The sequence below is a fragment of the Arthrobacter sp. P1_C12_2 genome (assembly GCF_056406415.1).
Window position 1 is genome coordinate 199,873 of the sequence record NZ_JBFUAF010000007.1, and the last position, 14,756, is coordinate 214,628.

At 67.2% G+C, this 14,756-nt stretch carries 12 protein-coding genes; 6 read left to right on the plus strand and 6 right to left on the minus strand.

Annotation, left to right across the window (positions count from 1 at the left end):
* Positions 1-33 precede the first annotated feature (33 nt).
* Positions 34-1,152 (minus strand): alanine dehydrogenase, encoded by a 1,119-nt coding sequence (gene ald, locus AC1DZQ_RS10115; RefSeq protein ID WP_476963395.1) that lies wholly within the window; start codon positions 1,150-1,152, stop codon positions 34-36.
* Between the two features lie 245 nt (positions 1,153-1,397).
* On the opposite strand from ald, the gene AC1DZQ_RS10120 reads away from it, so the two are divergent.
* The gene (locus tag AC1DZQ_RS10120; RefSeq protein WP_476963396.1) at positions 1,398-2,618 is read left to right on the plus strand and encodes a PucR family transcriptional regulator; all 1,221 of its coding nucleotides are present in this window, start codon (positions 1,398-1,400) and stop codon (positions 2,616-2,618) included.
* 21 nt (positions 2,619-2,639) lie between these two features.
* On the opposite strand, the gene AC1DZQ_RS10125 is transcribed toward AC1DZQ_RS10120, so the two are convergent.
* The 3 genes from AC1DZQ_RS10125 to ptsP form a co-directional block, all read right to left on the minus strand.
* On the minus strand, positions 2,640-2,903 hold the full coding sequence (locus AC1DZQ_RS10125) for a hypothetical protein (protein ID WP_476963397.1): 264 nt from the start codon (positions 2,901-2,903) through the stop codon (positions 2,640-2,642).
* A 107-nt stretch (positions 2,904-3,010) separates the two neighbouring features.
* Complete coding sequence (locus AC1DZQ_RS10130; RefSeq protein WP_476963398.1) at positions 3,011-3,430, minus strand: helix-turn-helix domain-containing protein; 420 nt, start codon at positions 3,428-3,430, stop codon at positions 3,011-3,013.
* Positions 3,431-3,468: 38 nt separating this feature from the next.
* On the minus strand, positions 3,469-5,154 hold the full coding sequence (gene ptsP, locus AC1DZQ_RS10135; protein WP_476963399.1) for a phosphoenolpyruvate--protein phosphotransferase: 1,686 nt from the start codon (positions 5,152-5,154) through the stop codon (positions 3,469-3,471).
* A 185-nt stretch (positions 5,155-5,339) separates the two neighbouring features.
* Between ptsP and AC1DZQ_RS10140 the strand changes: the two genes are divergently transcribed.
* The 5 genes from AC1DZQ_RS10140 (at position 5,340) to AC1DZQ_RS10160 (ending at position 11,159) form a co-directional block, all read left to right on the plus strand.
* Positions 5,340-6,068: a TetR/AcrR family transcriptional regulator gene (locus AC1DZQ_RS10140; protein ID WP_476963400.1), complete on the plus strand. Its 729-nt coding sequence runs from the start codon at positions 5,340-5,342 to the stop codon at positions 6,066-6,068.
* 58 nt (positions 6,069-6,126) lie between these two features.
* Entirely contained in the window at positions 6,127-8,106 is a 1,980-nt protein-coding gene (locus AC1DZQ_RS10145; protein ID WP_476963401.1) for a PTS mannitol transporter subunit IICBA, read from the plus strand.
* Complete coding sequence (locus AC1DZQ_RS10150) at positions 8,106-9,254, plus strand: mannitol-1-phosphate 5-dehydrogenase (protein ID WP_476963402.1); 1,149 nt, start codon at positions 8,106-8,108, stop codon at positions 9,252-9,254. Before AC1DZQ_RS10145 ends, AC1DZQ_RS10150 begins: the two co-directional genes overlap by 1 nt.
* A 172-nt stretch (positions 9,255-9,426) precedes the next feature.
* Complete coding sequence (locus AC1DZQ_RS10155; protein WP_476963403.1) at positions 9,427-9,894, plus strand: MarR family winged helix-turn-helix transcriptional regulator; 468 nt, start codon at positions 9,427-9,429, stop codon at positions 9,892-9,894.
* 38 nt (positions 9,895-9,932) lie between these two features.
* Positions 9,933-11,159 (plus strand): MFS transporter, encoded by a 1,227-nt coding sequence (locus AC1DZQ_RS10160; protein WP_476963404.1) that lies wholly within the window; start codon positions 9,933-9,935, stop codon positions 11,157-11,159.
* A gap of 117 nt (positions 11,160-11,276) precedes the next feature.
* Here AC1DZQ_RS10160 and AC1DZQ_RS10165 read toward each other — a convergent pair whose 3' ends face one another.
* Positions 11,277-12,740, minus strand: coding sequence for a sugar porter family MFS transporter (locus tag AC1DZQ_RS10165; protein ID WP_476963405.1), 1,464 nt, complete (start codon positions 12,738-12,740; stop codon positions 11,277-11,279).
* Positions 12,741-13,019: 279 nt separating this feature from the next.
* Positions 13,020-14,678 (minus strand): MDR family MFS transporter, encoded by a 1,659-nt coding sequence (locus AC1DZQ_RS10170; protein WP_476963406.1) that lies wholly within the window; start codon positions 14,676-14,678, stop codon positions 13,020-13,022.
* Positions 14,679-14,756 lie beyond the last annotated feature (78 nt).

A 14,756-nucleotide genomic window follows, 5' to 3' on the forward strand; every position in this document is an offset into this window, starting at 1 on the left:
CGATGCGGTGCGTGCTAGGCGGAGAGCCGCTGGTTACGCGGAGACCAGCTCGTGCCAGTCGGCGACGAGGGGCAGGTTGTGCGCCTCGGAGACCGAGCGGTGCGCAACCTTGCCACCGGCGATGTTCAGGCCGGCGGCCAGGGCGGCGTCGCGCTCGAATGCAGCCTTGACGCCCAGGTTCGCCAGCGAGACAGCGTAGCGCAGGGTGACGTTGGTCAGCGCGTACGTGGAGGTGTTCGGGACGGCGCCGGGCATGTTGGCGACGCAGTAGAAGATCGTGTTGTGGACCTTGTACGTCGGTTCCTGGTGCGTGGTGGGGTGCGTGTCCTCGAAGCAGCCGCCCTGGTCCACGGCGATGTCCACCAGCACGGAGCCGGGCTTCATCCGGGACACGAGTTCGTTGGTGACGAGCTTCGGGGCCTTGGCGCCGGGGATCAGAACCGAACCGATCACGAGGTCGGCGTCGACCACGGACTTCTCGATCTCGTAGGAGTTGGACGCGACCGTCTTCAGGCGGCCCTGGTACTGGGCGTCCAGTTCGCGGAGGCGGTTGATGTTGATGTCCAGGATGGTGACGTCGGCGCCCAGGCCCAGGGCCATGGCGGCGGCGTTGTTGCCGGCAACACCGGCGCCGAGGACAACGACCTTGGCCGGACGGACGCCCGGGACGCCGCCGAGCAGCACGCCCTTGCCGCCTGCCGGGGCCATCAGGGAGGTGGCGCCGACCTGCACGGACAGACGGCCGGCAACCTCGGACATCGGGGCCAGCAGCGGCAGGGACCTGCCCTCCTGGACGGTCTCGTAGGCGATGGCGGTGACGCCGGAGTTGATGAGCGCCTGGGTCAGTTCCGGCTCGGCGGCCAGGTGCAGGTAGGTGAACAGGACCAGGCCCTTGCGGAAGCGGTGGTATTCGGCCTTGACCGGTTCCTTGACCTTCAGCACCATGTCGGCGCGGCCCCAAACGTCGTCGGCCTCGGCGACGATCTCGGCACCGGCGATCGCGTATTCCTCATCCGTGATGCCGGAGCCCAGGCCAGCGCCGCGCTCAACGAGAACCTCGTGGCCGTGGGTGCGGAATTCGTGGACGCCCGCTGCCGTGATGGCGACGCGGAACTCGTTGTTCTTGATCTCTTTGGGTACACCGATGATCATTTTTTGGCTCCAGATATGGCGGCCTCGCGGGCCTGGATGTGCGGGGGATTGCGTACTTCCAGAGTAGTTCCCACTGTGAGGCAGGCGACAAGAGCCGCAGCCGGGCGCTGGACGCCCGCCGCGACATTCCGGGGTTTTTCAAATCACCGGATAGACATTTGTCGAGGGAGTGGGCGTCAGGTGTCGGCTCGTGTTCGTCGCGGCGGCATTCGCAGGGCGGCAGGCCGGGGCAGTAGTCTGGCAGGATGCAGCAGCAGGACGTGGAGCAGCTCGTGGAGCAGGTGGCGCAGCGGCTGGGCCGCGGCCTCTCCCTCGAGGACCTCGACGGTTTGCTCCTCGCCTACAGCTCCAACCAATCCCATGCGGACCGCGTCCGGGTGAACTTCCTGCTCAGCAAGCGGGTCCCCGTGGACGTCATCGCGTGGCAGCTCTCCCACGGGATTGCGACGGCGGTCCGGCCGGTCGTGGTGCCGGCCAACGCGGACCTCGGCATGCTGGGGCGCGTGTGCGTGCCGCTGCTGGTCCGGGGCTTCCGGGTGGGGTACCTGTGGGTCCAGCTCGACGCCGAGGAGCCCAGCGCCGCGACCGTCCTGGCCCAGCTGCAGGACGTGGCCCCGGAGCTGGAGCAGCTGTCCTCCCTGCTGCTGGATTCCAACACGGCCGAGTCCGAGTTCCGGCGCCGCCGCGAACAGGAGTTCCTGGCCGCCTGCGCCGGCGAGGCCAACGCGGCGGCGGCCGTGGCGGGCTGGAAAGAGGTCCAAGGCAAGGGGCCCTGGCAGTTGGTGACCGTCCTGGACGCGGATGGCTGGGCCGGGGGCTCGGACCCCATCGCCGACACGCTCATTCACCGTTCCGCGGCGCTGCAGGCGACCATCGGCGTGGACGCCGCACTCTTCAGCGCCGGCACGGAAACCCACGCGGTGGTGCTCTTCAAGGAATCCACGGGGCGGGCGGACCACGCCCAGGTGCTGGTCCACTACCAACTCGAACTCGCCAAACGCTCCGGGCGCACGGTCCGGCGGATCATCCTGGGCACCAGCGAGGGATTTGCCAAGCCGCGGGAACTCGCCGAGGCCTACCGGCAGTCACGGCAGGCGGCCCAGGCCGCGGCAGTGGATCCGCAGCTGGGCGAGCTCGTCGACTGCCGTGCCACCGGCGTCTACCAGCTTTTGGCCTCGGCCGGCGGCGGCGCGGGGGCCTGGGCAGATGCGGGTTCCGTGTATTTCCGCATCCTCGAGGACCACGACCGCAACCACGAGCTGCTGCCCGTGCTGGAGCTGTTTTACGACAACGACGGCTCGGTCCAGGAGGTCGCGGCCAAGCTACACCTGCACCGGAGCAGCATCTACAACCGGCTCGGCCGGATCCGCCAGCTGCTGGGCGTGGATCCGTTGAAGGGGATGGTGCGGCTGGAACTGCATGCGGGGCTCAAGGCGCGGCGCTGGGCGGGCCGGCCCAGAATCTAGCTCCGGAGTTTAGCCTTCGGGTCAGCCCTCGTGCTTCGAGGGATCGACGTCGAGGGCCCGTGTCCCGTCCTGGCCGGGGCCCTGGCCGGCGGCGGGGCCGGCATGGCGGACCGCACTCCGGCGGCGGGAAATCCGGCTGTCCACCCAGAGCGACACCGCAACGAACGCGACGCCGCTGGCCAAATAGGTGGCGGTGTTGTTCAGGCCCATCGCGGTTCCGAAGATGCCAGCGAGCAGCATGGCGGCGATACCTGCCACGATGTGCCACCCTCTGAATTTACCCACATTCCAAGCTTAACCCGCGGCATATCAGTGCTTCCGCGCAGGACCGGGATCGTTGCTTGATCCTTATCACTGCTTCATGAAACAGCTCTTCATTAAGCATCTGTTCCCTAAACACCGGCGCCCTCGTCATGCCGGCCGGCCGGCGGCACGGCGCCCGCACTGTTCTTCTTCTGCGTGTCGAGCCAGGCCATGATGTCGGCCAGCCGGATCCGGCGGTGCGTTCCCCGGTATTCCACCGGGATCTCACCGCGGTCGGTCATGTTCCGCAGATACGTGTGCGAGATCCCCGCAAGTTCCGCGGCCCGTGACGTCGTCAGCATTTCCTCGACGCTGCTGACCGTCACGGCCTCGCCGCGGCTGAAGCGGCCCAGCAGATCGACGACGGCGTCCCGCGCCGCAGTCGGCAGCCGGTGGACGGTGCCGTCCACGAACACCGTGATGTCGTGGCTGCCGTCGAGGGCGTACCTAAGTTTCTGCGCATCCTCGGCCGGGAGGCCGGCCGTCACCCGTGGGGCTATCAGTGCCATGAGTGCATCCTAGCGGCAGCGTCGTGGCGGATCCCCAGTTACAGCCCAAGGTCCTCCAGGATCGGCAGGTTTGCCCGCACCCAAGCCCGGGCCTCGGTTGCGCTCGGCGCGGACAAGGCCAGCTTGGCCAGCTCCTGCGCTTCGGCCAGGGTGACGGTCTTCAGCACGGCGGCGACGGCGGCGATGGAACGCGCCGTCATGGACAGCGTGGTGACGCCCAGCCCCGTGAGGACGACGGCGAGGGCCGGGTCCGCCGCGGCCTCGCCGCACACGCCCACCGGCTTGTCGTGGCCCTCGGCCGCCGAACCTTCCACCGTCAGGCCCACGAGCCGCAGGACGGCCGGCTGCCAAGGGGTGTTGAGGGCGGCCAGCGGGCCGAGCTGGCGGTCGGCGGCCATGGCGTACTGGGTGAGGTCATTGGTGCCCAGGCTGGCGAAACCGACCTCGCGGAGAATGGCCTCGGCCGTCAGTGCCGCCGACGGGACCTCCACCATGACGCCGGGGGTCTTGATCCCTGCCGCGGCGCACAGCTCGGCAAAACGGGCCGCTTCCTCAGCGGTGGAAATCATCGGGGCCATCACCCAGACGTCGGCTTCGGATGCCTTCTCGGCCAGGGCGATCGCCTGCAGCTGGCGCTCCAGGACCCCCGGCGTGGTGGAGTCGGTCCGGTAGCCGCGGACGCCCAGGGCCGGGTTGGGCTCGGTGGCGTCGGTCAGGAACGGCAGCGGCTTGTCCGCGCCGGCGTCGAGCGTGCGGAGCACCACTTTCTTGCCCGGGAAGGCGTCGAAGACACCCTGGTAGGCGGCGGCCTGTTCCTCCACGGTCGGTTCGGTGTCCCGCTCCAGGAAGCAGAACTCGGTCCGGAACAGTCCCACGCCCTGCGCGTTCAGCCCGGCCGCGGCCACGGCGTCCTTGGCGCCGCCGACGTTGGCCAGGAGCGGCACGAGGTGGCCGTCCGCCGTCGTGCCGGTCCCGTCAAAGGCGGCAAGCAGCGACGCCGTGGCGGCCCAGTGGGCTGCGGCCGCACGCTGGGACTCGTCGGGGTTCGCGGTGATGAGGCCGGCCGCACCGTCCACGTAGACCTCGGTGCCGTCGGCGAGTTCGTCGACTCCGACTGCGGCGACCACTGCGGGCAGACCCAGCGACCGGGCGATGATCGCGGTGTGAGACTGCGGGCCGCCGCCCGCGGTGACGAGCGCCAGGACCTTTTCCGGATCCAGGGTGGCGGTATCGGCCGGGGCCAGGTCCTCGGCGATGAGGATGAACGGGGTGGAAGAGACGGGAATGCCCGGCGCGGGGACTCCGCGCAGTTCCGCCACGATCCGGGACCGGACATCCAGGACGTCCGTGGCGCGCTCGGCCATGTAGCCGCCCAAGTTGTGCAGCATTTCCGAGACGGAGGCGCCGGCTTCCCAGATTGCCCGCTGCCCGGAGGTGCCGCGGCCGATCAGCTTGGCGGCGGATTTGAGCAGCATGGTGTCGGTGGCCATGAGGGCCGTGGCCTCGAGAACTGCCTTGCCGTCGCCCGTGACGGTCTCAGAGCGGGCCTTCAGCTCGTCGTGGACGGATTTCGCCGCGGCCTTCAGCGCCGCCGTCGCGTCTTCCGCCGTGACGCCGGCGGGAAGCTGCTCTCCGGCGGGCGGTTCGCTGATCGGTTTGGGCATCTGCCGGACGGTGCCGATGATGCGGCCGGGGCTGACGCCTACTCCTGGGAAGTTCTGCACTGAAGGTCCTCATTCTCTGTCGTAGGCCAGTGGCCACTAAGCCGGTAAACCAGGTGCCGCCGCTGACCCTGCTGCTCATTTGTGCCTGCGGCTGACAGCTACGTCAGTGGCGGGTCACGGCATCCTGCAAAAATTGTATGTGATGCAGTTCATATAGCGTTGCTATAGGTGCTAGGGTAGCGGTTATGAGTATCGATGGCCAGCTACCACCCAAGGCCCGGCTGCTGCGTGCGGCCGCCGAGCTGCTGGCCAACTCCGGCGGATCCGCAATTTCGACCCGCCAGATCACGCAGCAGGCCGGTGTCACGGCACCGACCCTGTACCACCACTTTGGTGACAAGGAAGGGCTGTTCGACGCCGTCGTCGCAGCAGGTTTCGACGAATATGTCGCGGGCGAACGTGACTTCGCGCCCTCTGGCCAACCCCTGGAGGACATCCGGAGGATGTGGGACAACCATGTCCAGTTCGGGCTGAATCAGCCGGAGCTGTATCTCGTCATGTTTGGCAATATCCGTCCTGAGAGCCGTCCGGCGATCGTCGCCGATGCCGAGGCCCTCATGGAGGAAATGCTGAACAAGGCGGCTGTCTCCGGCCAGCTCAACGTCCCGCCCAAGGAGGCGGCCAGGTCCATCCTGGCGGCCAACGTGGGCATGACCCTCATGCTGATCGCGGAAAAGGTGCCGGAGCGGAACCTCGAGCTCTCCACCATGACCCGCGATGCCATGATCTATGCGGTTTCCACCGAGCAGGCCAGGGACAACGGTTCTGTTGACAGCGGAAAATCCTCAGTGGTTGTGGCGGCCATCGCATTGAACGCAGCACTCCAGGCGTCCCACTCGGACCAGCTCTCCAGCTCGGAACTCAAGCTCTTCCTCGAGTGGCTCCACCGGATCTCCAACAGCTCCACCAGCTAGCTCGGCGAAATTATCGGACCATCCCGCAAAGCTGCGGGAATGACGGTTAGGAACTCACATGGCAACAGAGACAGTTGCGAAGCCTCGCACCAGCGTGCGCGTACACGTCCAGAAATTCGGGACGTTCCTGTCCGGAATGATCATGCCCAACATTGCCGCGTTCATCGCGTGGGGCTTCATAACGGCGCTCTTCATCCCGGCGGGCTTCTTCCCCAATTCGGAGCTCGGCAAGCTTGTCGGGCCGATGATCACGTACATGCTCCCGCTGCTGATCGGCTACACCGGCGGCCGGATGGTCTACGGAGTGCGCGGCGGCGTGGTGGGTGCAGTGGCCACCATGGGCGTCATCGTCGGTACCGACATCCCGATGTTCATCGGCGCCATGATCCTTGGCCCGCTCACCGCGTGGCTGATGATGAAGGCGGACAAGATCTGGGAAGGCCGCGTCAAGCCGGGCTTCGAAATGCTGATCGACAACTTCTCGGCAGGCATCCTCGCCGCCGCCATGGCGGTCGTCGGCATGCTGGTGGTCGGCCCCATCGTGAAGGCATTCAGCAACGGCGCCAGCGCCGTAGTCGAATTCCTGGTCGCGAACGGTCTCTTGCCCTTCACCAGCATCTTCATCGAGCCCGCGAAGGTCCTGTTCCTGAACAACGCCGTCAATCACGGCATCCTCACCCCGCTCGGCACGCAGCAGGCGCTCGAACAGGGCAAGTCCATCCTGTTCCTGCTCGAAGCCAACCCCGGTCCCGGTTTCGGCATCCTGCTCGCCTACTCCTTCTTCGGCAAGGGACTGGCCAAGGCGTCCGCACCGGGCGCGGCAGTGATCCAGTTCGTCGGCGGCATCCATGAGATCTACTTCCCGTACGTCCTGATGAAGCCGATGACGATCTTCGCCGCAATCGGCGGCGGCATGACCGGCATCTTCACGCTCGTGGTCACCGGCGCCGGCCTCCGGTCCCCGGCAGCCCCGGGCAGCATCATCGCGGTCTATGCCTCAACAGCACGCGACAGCTACGTCGGCGTGACGCTCTCCGTTCTGTTCGCCACCACCGTGTCCTTCCTCATCGCCTCGGTGATCCTGAAGGCCAGCAAGGAGCCCGCCGAGGACGACCTCGACCAGGCCACGCACCGGATGGAGGCCCTGAAGGGCAAGAAGAGCTCGGTGTCCGCCGCCCTGATCGGTGAGGGCGTGGGTGCCAGCGGCGTGGCCGTCCTCGCAACCCCGATCACGAACATCGTCTTTGCCTGCGACGCCGGCATGGGCTCCAGCGCGATGGGCGCCTCGGTGCTCCGCAACAAGATCAAGGCCGCCGGCTTCCCGGACGTCAAGGTCACCAACTCCGCCATCGCCAACCTCACCGACACGTACGACGTCGTCATCACCCACCAGGACCTGACCGAGCGGGCCAAGCCCGCGACCGCCAGCGCCGTGCATGTCTCTGTGGACAACTTCATGAACAGCCCGCGGTACGACGAGATCGTGGAGCTGGTCCAGGCCAGCAACACGAGCGCGGAAGCGGCCCCCGCCGCGGCCGGCACCCCGGGCGCCGTGGCAACCCCGGAGGCCCCCGCGGCAGCCGAGGCAGAAGCCGAGACGGGTCCCGCGGGCATCCTGGTGGCCGAAAGCGTCGTCCTCAACGGCACCGCAACCACGCGGGACGCCGCCATCGACGAGGCCGGGCAGCTCCTGCTGGACCGCGGCGCCGTCGACTCCGGCTACGTGGACGCCATGCACGAACGCGAGGAATCCGTCTCCACCTACATGGGCAGCTTCCTCGCCATCCCGCACGGCACCAACGCCGCGAAGGACCACATCATGAAGTCCGCGGTCTCGGTGATCCGCTACCCGAACGGCATCGACTGGAACGGCAAGGAAGTGAAGTTCGTGGTCGGCGTGGCCGGGATCAACAACGAACACCTGCACATCCTGTCCTCGATCGCCAAGGTCTTCACCAACAAGGCCCAGGTGGCCCAGCTTGAGGCGGCCACCACGGTTGACGAAGTGCTGGCCCTGTTCGGAAAGGTCAATTCCTAGTGAAGGCTGTTCATTTCGGAGCCGGAAACATCGGGCGCGGATTCGTGGGCCTGCTGCTGCACGACGCGGGGTATGAGGTGGTGTTCGCCGACGTCGCGGACGCCCTCATCACCCAGCTGGCCGACGCGGACAGCTACGAGGTCCACGAAGTGGGAGAGAATCCCGCCGTCCGTACCGTCAACAACTTCCGCGCGCTGAACTCAGGCACCCAGGAAGCCGCCGTCGTCGCGGAAATCGCGACGGCGGACATCGTCACCACCGCCGTGGGGCCGCACATCCTGAAGTTCGTGGCGCCCGTGATCGCCAAGGGAATTGCGGCCCGCGCCGCCGGGCTGGCGCCGCTGCAGGTGATGGCGTGCGAGAACGCGATCAACGCCACCGACATCCTGAAGTCCGAGGTCGTTGCCCAGTGGGATCCGGCCGCAGGATCCCTGGACGCTGCCGCCGTGTTTGCCAACACGGCGGTGGACCGGATTGTGCCGAACCAGGAGGCCGGGCAGGGCCTGGACGTCACGGTGGAGACGTTCTATGAGTGGGTGATCGACCGTACCCCGTTCGCCGGGAAGGAGCCGGTGGTCCCGGGCGTGACGTTCGTGGACGATCTGGAGCCGTACATCGAGCGGAAGCTGTTCACCGTCAACACGGGCCACGCCGCGGCGGCCTACTTCGGATTCGAGGCCGGCCTGGGCAAGATTTCCGAGGCCATGGCCGATCAGGACGTCGCGGCCGACGTGCGCGCCGTCCTGGAGGAGACCAAGGAGCTGCTGGTGGCCAAGCACGGCTTCAACCGGGCGGACCAGGAGGCGTACGTGGAGAAGATCCTTGGCCGCTTCTCCAATCCGCACCTGCCGGACACCGTCACCCGGGTGGGCCGTGCCCCGCTGCGCAAACTCAGCCGGCACGAACGCTTCATCGGCCCCGCCGCCGAGCTGGCCGAACGCGGAATTGTCCCCGAGGCGCTGCTCGGGGCCATCGCCGCGGCCCTGCGCTTCAATGATCCGGCCGACGCCGAGTCCGTGGAGCTGGCGAAAATCCTCTCCGCGTCCACGCCGGACGAGGCCACGGAGAAGATCACCGGCCTGGCGGCGGACCACCCGCTTTTCGCCGCCGTCTCCACCCTTATCGAAGAAGCCAAGGCTGTCGTCTGATCAACGCCCTAGCTGGGCGCCGACGCCGGAACTCACGTGAGTTCCGGCGTCGGCGTTTTTACCCGATGCCCTATCACTTATGGCTCCCATTCGCCGGTTTTGGAGACCAAGAGTGATAGGGCAACGCTCCTCCCTTGACCATTAGGTAGCCTAACTGTTAGGCTACCTAACTATGAACGCCAGTGAACCGGCCGACCCCGGCCTTCTCGCTCTCGCCGAGGACTTCCGCGAGGCCCTCCGCCACAGCATCTATCTCGTTCGCCGTCTGGACGCCGACGGCGAACTCAGCGCCGCCCAGCTCAGCACGCTCAAGATGCTGATGGACGCCGGACCCGCCGCAGGCAGCGGCGTGCGGGTGGGCGAAATTGCCCGGAACCTCGGCGTCAAGGTGCCCAGTGCCACCGAGCAGATCATCAAGCTTGAGCGCGCAGGCCTCGCCCGTCGGGAACCGGACCCCGACGACTCCCGTGCCGTCCGCGTAACCCTCACGGAAGCCGGACTCGCCGCCGTCGCATCGGCCAATGAGCGCCGCAACGCCGTCATGGCCGGCGTCCTCTCGTCCCTGTCGGACGATGACCGTGCCGCCCTCGCGGCCGCCCTTCCGGTCATCGGCAGGATCAACGCGACGCTTCTGGCCTGATCTTCACCCAAAAATTCCCATCATTTAGGAGTTCCCCCATGCACGGCCACCCCGCCGACACCCTGCCGGCAGCGGAAGTAACCCTCGAGGCCGAGAAGGCCTCACTACTCAAACAGCCCAAGGCGGTGTGGGCGACGGCCCTCGCGGCGGTGTTCGCCTTCATGGGGATCGGGCTGGTGGATCCCATCCTGCCGGCGATCGCCAAGAACCTGGACGCCTCCCCGAGCCAGGTGTCGCTGCTCTTCACGAGCTATTTCCTGGTGACCGCCGTCGCCATGCTGATCACCGGCTACGTCTCCTCCCGGATCGGCGGGAAGCGGACGCTGCTGATCGGGCTGGCGGTGATCGTCGTGTTCGCCTCGCTGTCCGGCACGTCCAGCAGCGTGGCCGAGCTCATCGGCTTCCGCGCCGGCTGGGGGCTGGGCAACGCCCTGTTCGTGGCCACGGCACTGGCCGTGATTGTCGGCGTCGCAAGCGGCGGCGCCGGCACGGCGATCATCCTGTACGAGGCCGCCCTTGGCCTGGGCATTTCCCTCGGCCCGCTCCTTGGTGCACTGCTTGGCGGCTGGCAGTGGCGCGCCCCGTTCTTCGGCACCGCCGTGCTGATGGCCTCCGCGTTCATCGCGCTGATTGCCCTGCTGCCCAAGACCCCGCTGCCCGAGCGGAAAGTCCGGCTCCGGGATCCGCTCCTGGCCCTGGGGCACAAGGGACTGCGGACGACGGCGGCCAGCGGCCTGTTCTACAACTACGGCTTCTTCACCGTCCTTGCCTTCACGCCCTTCATCCTCGGCATGGACGCCTACGGGATCGGCGGGGTGTTCTTCGGCTGGGGTGTGGCCGTTGCGGTCTTCTCGGTGTTTGCCGCCCCCGTGCTGCAGAACCGCTTCGGAGCGGTCCGGGTCCTCACTGGCACCCTGGTCCTGCTCATGCTGGACCTTGTGGGACTGGGCCTGGCCGCCGGGCACTCGGTGCCCGCCGTCGTCGTCCTCGTGGTGATTTCCGGGGCGCTGCTGGGCATCAACAACACCATCTACACCGAGCTGGCCATGGGCGTTTCCGATTCGCCGCGGCCGGTGGCCTCCGCCGGCTACAACTTCGTGCGCTGGATGGGCGGCGCCCTGGCACCCTTTGCCGCCGCGCAGCTGGGCGAGCACTTCGGCCCGCAGGTGCCCTTCTTCGCCGGCGCGCTGGCCATGGTGGCCGCGATTGCCGTGGTCTTCGGCGGACGCCGCTACCTGGCAGCGCACGAGCCGCACGTGGTGTAGCAGCGCCTGCTTCGTGCAGAACCCGCTGCGGTGACAAAGAACGCCCATGCTTCCTCGGAAGCATGGGCGTTCCTTTTCACGTCGCTGAGTGCACCGGCGACCTCAGGCGGCGCCGGATCAGACTTTGGCGGACTCTTTCGCGGATTCCTTCGCGGACCCCTTCGGCACGAACAGGGTTTCGGCCTGTTCCAGGGACATGCCGTTGGTCTCCGGCACCTTGAACATGACGAAGAAGAAAGACGCCGCCGCGAACAGCGCGTACATGGCGTACGTCAACGGCAGGGAGGCCGCGGCCATCACGGGGAAGCTCAGGGTGATGGCGAAGTTGGCGATCCACTGCGCGGCCGCGGCCAGGCCCAGGGCGCGGGCGCGGATCCGGGACGGGAAGATCTCACCCAGCAGCACCCACACCAGCGGGCCCCAGGAGGCGCCGAAGCTGATGACGAAGACGTTGGCGGCGACCAGCGCGGCCGGACCCCACGCGCCGGGCAGCGAGATCGCGTCCCCGGACCCGGTGGCCGAGCCGAAGGCCAGGGCCATGGTGCCCAGCGAGAGGGCCATGCCGATGGAGCCTGCCAGCATGATGGGACGGCGCCCGATCCGGTCCACCAGGGCGATTGCCACGAGCGTCACCAGAATGTTGGTGATGGCGGTGGCCACGGAGATGGTGAGCGAATCCTTTTCCTGGAAGCCCACGGCCTTCCACAGGGTGGTGGAGTAGTAGAAGATCACGTTGATGCCGACGAACTGCTGCAGCACGGACAGGATGATGCCGATCCAGACCACCGGCTGCAGGCCCAGGGCCTTGCCGCGCAGGGATCCCTTCTGGCCGGCGACCTTGTCCTCGTCGATGGCCTTCTTGATGTCGCGCAGGTGCCGGTCCGAGTCGTCGTCCGGGGCGATCGACTTGAAGACCTTGAGGGCCTCCTCGTCCTTGCCCTGGAACACCAGGAACCGCGGCGATTCGGGCAGGGTGAAGGCGATCCAGCCGTAGACCACTGCGGGGACGGCGGCGGCCATGAACATCCAGCGCCACGCTTCCAGACCAAACCACAGGGCCTGGTCCGCGCCGCCGGCCGCCGTCGCGAACAGGGCGTCGGAGAGGAGGGCGGCGAAAATGCCGGTGGTGATCGCCAGCTGCTGCAGCGAGGCCAGGCGGCCACGGACGTGGCGGGGGGAGATTTCGGAAATGTAGGCCGGCGCGATCACCGATGCCAGCCCGATGCCGAGCCCGCCCACCAGGCGCCAGAAGATCAGGTCCCAGACGCCGAACGCGAATCCGGTGCCGATGGCGCTGACGAGGAACAGTAGCGCGCCCAGTTTCATGGCCGGGATCCGGCCGTAGCGGTCGGCGATCTTGCCGGCCAGGTAGGCCCCCGCCGCGCAGCCGAGGAGGGCCACGGCGACGGCGAAGCCGGTCACGGCCTCGCTGAGGGCGAACTCATCCTTGATCGCGTCGACGGCGCCGTTGACGACGGAAGAGTCAAAGCCGAAGAGGAAGCCGCCGACGGCGCCCGCCACGGCCAGCCAAATGACCCGTTTCGGGATCTTGGCGGCGGTCTGGTCATGGGTGGTGGTCATACGGCTCCCTTGGCAGTTCGCGGTGCACGGCCTTCGCCGCAGCTACCCAGTCTTACACCTGACCCGGCGTGCCCCCTGTCACAACCACCGGAAAGTGAGACGAAACATACACTTTGCAGCTGCTGCGGGTGTGCCTTCCGGGCCGGGGGCCGAAAGACGTCACGGAGGGCCGGCTTACGGCGTCGGACGCCCTCCCGGAGCCCGGTTTTTCGGCAGACGACAACGGCAGGCAGTCCACAAGACTGCCTGCCGTGACGTGTTCCAGCCGTCGGGACGGCCCTAGTGGGCTGCGGCCGTGGCCACTTCCCTGGCGGCCGCCTTCGGGTCCGTGAGTTTCTTGTTCGGCAGGGCGAACGTGATCAGGAAGGCGATGCCGGTGAGCACGGCGGCCGTGAGCATGACCGCGTCGATCGACTGCGCGAAGCCTTCGACGATGGGACGGGTCAGCGTCGGGTTGGCCGTGTGCAGCCAGCTGGTGTCGTTCAGCGAGTCGTTGCTGGCGCCGTTCTTGAAGAAGTCGTAGAGCTGGGCGTTGGCCGGGTCGGCGGCCACGGCCGGATCCTTGAGCACCTTGAGGTAGTCAGCACTCTGCGCGGCGTCCTTCATGCCGGTGGCGATCTTGTCCGCCGCGAGGCTGAAAAGCATCGAAATGAACACGGCCGTTCCAACCGCGCCGCCCATGGAGCGGAAGAACGCGGCGGAGGAGGTGCCCACGCCCATGTCCTTCGAGGGCACGGAAACCTGCATGGCCAGCGTCAGCGGCTGCATGCAGAAGCCCAGTCCCAGGCCGAAGAACACGGCGATGGCGCCCGGGACCCACAGCGGCGTGTCGACGCCGAGGGAGAGGCCCATGACGACGGCGGCCGCCGTCAGCGTTGCGGTGCCGAGGATCGGGAAGATCCGGTAGGTGCCCGAGGCGGAGATGGTCCGGCCTGCCGTGATGGAGCCGGTGAGGATGCCCACGGTGAAGGTGATCATCATGAGGCCGGCCTCGGTGGGGGTCAGGCCCTTGACCAGCTGCAGGTACATGGGGAGCATCGCGATGGCGCCGAACATGCCGATGCCGATGATGAAGTTCAGCAGCGAGGACAGGCCGAAGGTGATGTTCTGGAACAGCCGGAGCGGGATCAGCGCGTAGTCGGCGGCATGCCGTTCGGCCAGCAGGAACGCGATGATGCCCATAACGCCCAGCCCGTAGCAGAGGTAGGAGTTCGCGGAGCTCCAGCCCCAGGTGCGGCCCTGTTCGGCGACGAGGAGGAGCGGCACAATGGCCAGCGTGATGGCGGCGGCGCCCCAGTAGTCGATTTTCTGCTTCACGTGCTTGGCGGGGAGGTGCAGGTACATGAACACCACCGTGAGGGCCGCGAGGCCGATCGGGATGTTGATGAGGAACACCCAGCGCCAGCCATCGATGCCGAGGATCGTTTCGGTGCCTGCGAAGGCGCCGCCGATTACCGGGCCCAGGACGGAGGAGATGCCGAAGACCGACATGAAGTAGCCCTGGTACTTGGCCCGGTCCTTGAGCGCGACGATGTCGCCGATGATGGTCAGGGCGAGGGCCAGGAGGCCGCCGGCGCCCATGCCCTGGATGCCGCGGGCGATGGCGAGTTCGGTCATCGAGTGGACCGAGCCGGCGTAGAGCGAACCGGCGAGGAAGATCACGATGGCGATGAGGTAGAGCGGGCGGCGCCCGAAGATGTCGCTGAGCTTGCCGTAGAGCGGCGTGCTCACCGTGGAGGTGATGAGGTAGGCGGTGGTGGCCCAGGCCTGCAGGGAAAGGCCGTCGAGGTCGTTGGCGATCGTGTAGATCGAGGTGGACACGATCGTCTGGTCCAGCGAAGACAGGAACATGCCGAGCATGAGTCCCACCATGACGGTGATGGTCTGACGGTGGGTCAGGACCTCTCCCGCGGCGCGCACGGAGGTGGTTTTGGACATGACTGCTCCAAGGTGAAGTGTGGGGATCAAGCGGATAGTTGCTTTCAGTAACTATGTTACTGGCTGAATTGTTCCCGC

What these genes read in the sequence shown, in the direction of transcription:
- AC1DZQ_RS10145 (WP_476963401.1), top strand. Translation starts at nt 6,127, where the DNA reads ATGGCAACAGAGACAGTTGCGAAGCCTCGCACCAGCGTGCGCGTACAC.
- AC1DZQ_RS10160 (WP_476963404.1), top strand. Translation starts at nt 9,933, where the DNA reads ATGCACGGCCACCCCGCCGACACCCTGCCGGCAGCGGAAGTAACCCTC.
- ald (WP_476963395.1), bottom strand. Translation starts at nt 1,152, where the DNA reads ATGATCATCGGTGTACCCAAAGAGATCAAGAACAACGAGTTCCGCGTC.
- AC1DZQ_RS10140 (WP_476963400.1), top strand. Translation starts at nt 5,340, where the DNA reads ATGAGTATCGATGGCCAGCTACCACCCAAGGCCCGGCTGCTGCGTGCG.
- AC1DZQ_RS10155 (WP_476963403.1), top strand. Translation starts at nt 9,427, where the DNA reads ATGAACGCCAGTGAACCGGCCGACCCCGGCCTTCTCGCTCTCGCCGAG.
- AC1DZQ_RS10165 (WP_476963405.1), bottom strand. Translation starts at nt 12,740, where the DNA reads ATGACCACCACCCATGACCAGACCGCCGCCAAGATCCCGAAACGGGTC.
- AC1DZQ_RS10170 (WP_476963406.1), bottom strand. Translation starts at nt 14,678, where the DNA reads ATGTCCAAAACCACCTCCGTGCGCGCCGCGGGAGAGGTCCTGACCCAC.
- AC1DZQ_RS10120 (WP_476963396.1), top strand. Translation starts at nt 1,398, where the DNA reads ATGCAGCAGCAGGACGTGGAGCAGCTCGTGGAGCAGGTGGCGCAGCGG.
- AC1DZQ_RS10130 (WP_476963398.1), bottom strand. Translation starts at nt 3,430, where the DNA reads ATGGCACTGATAGCCCCACGGGTGACGGCCGGCCTCCCGGCCGAGGAT.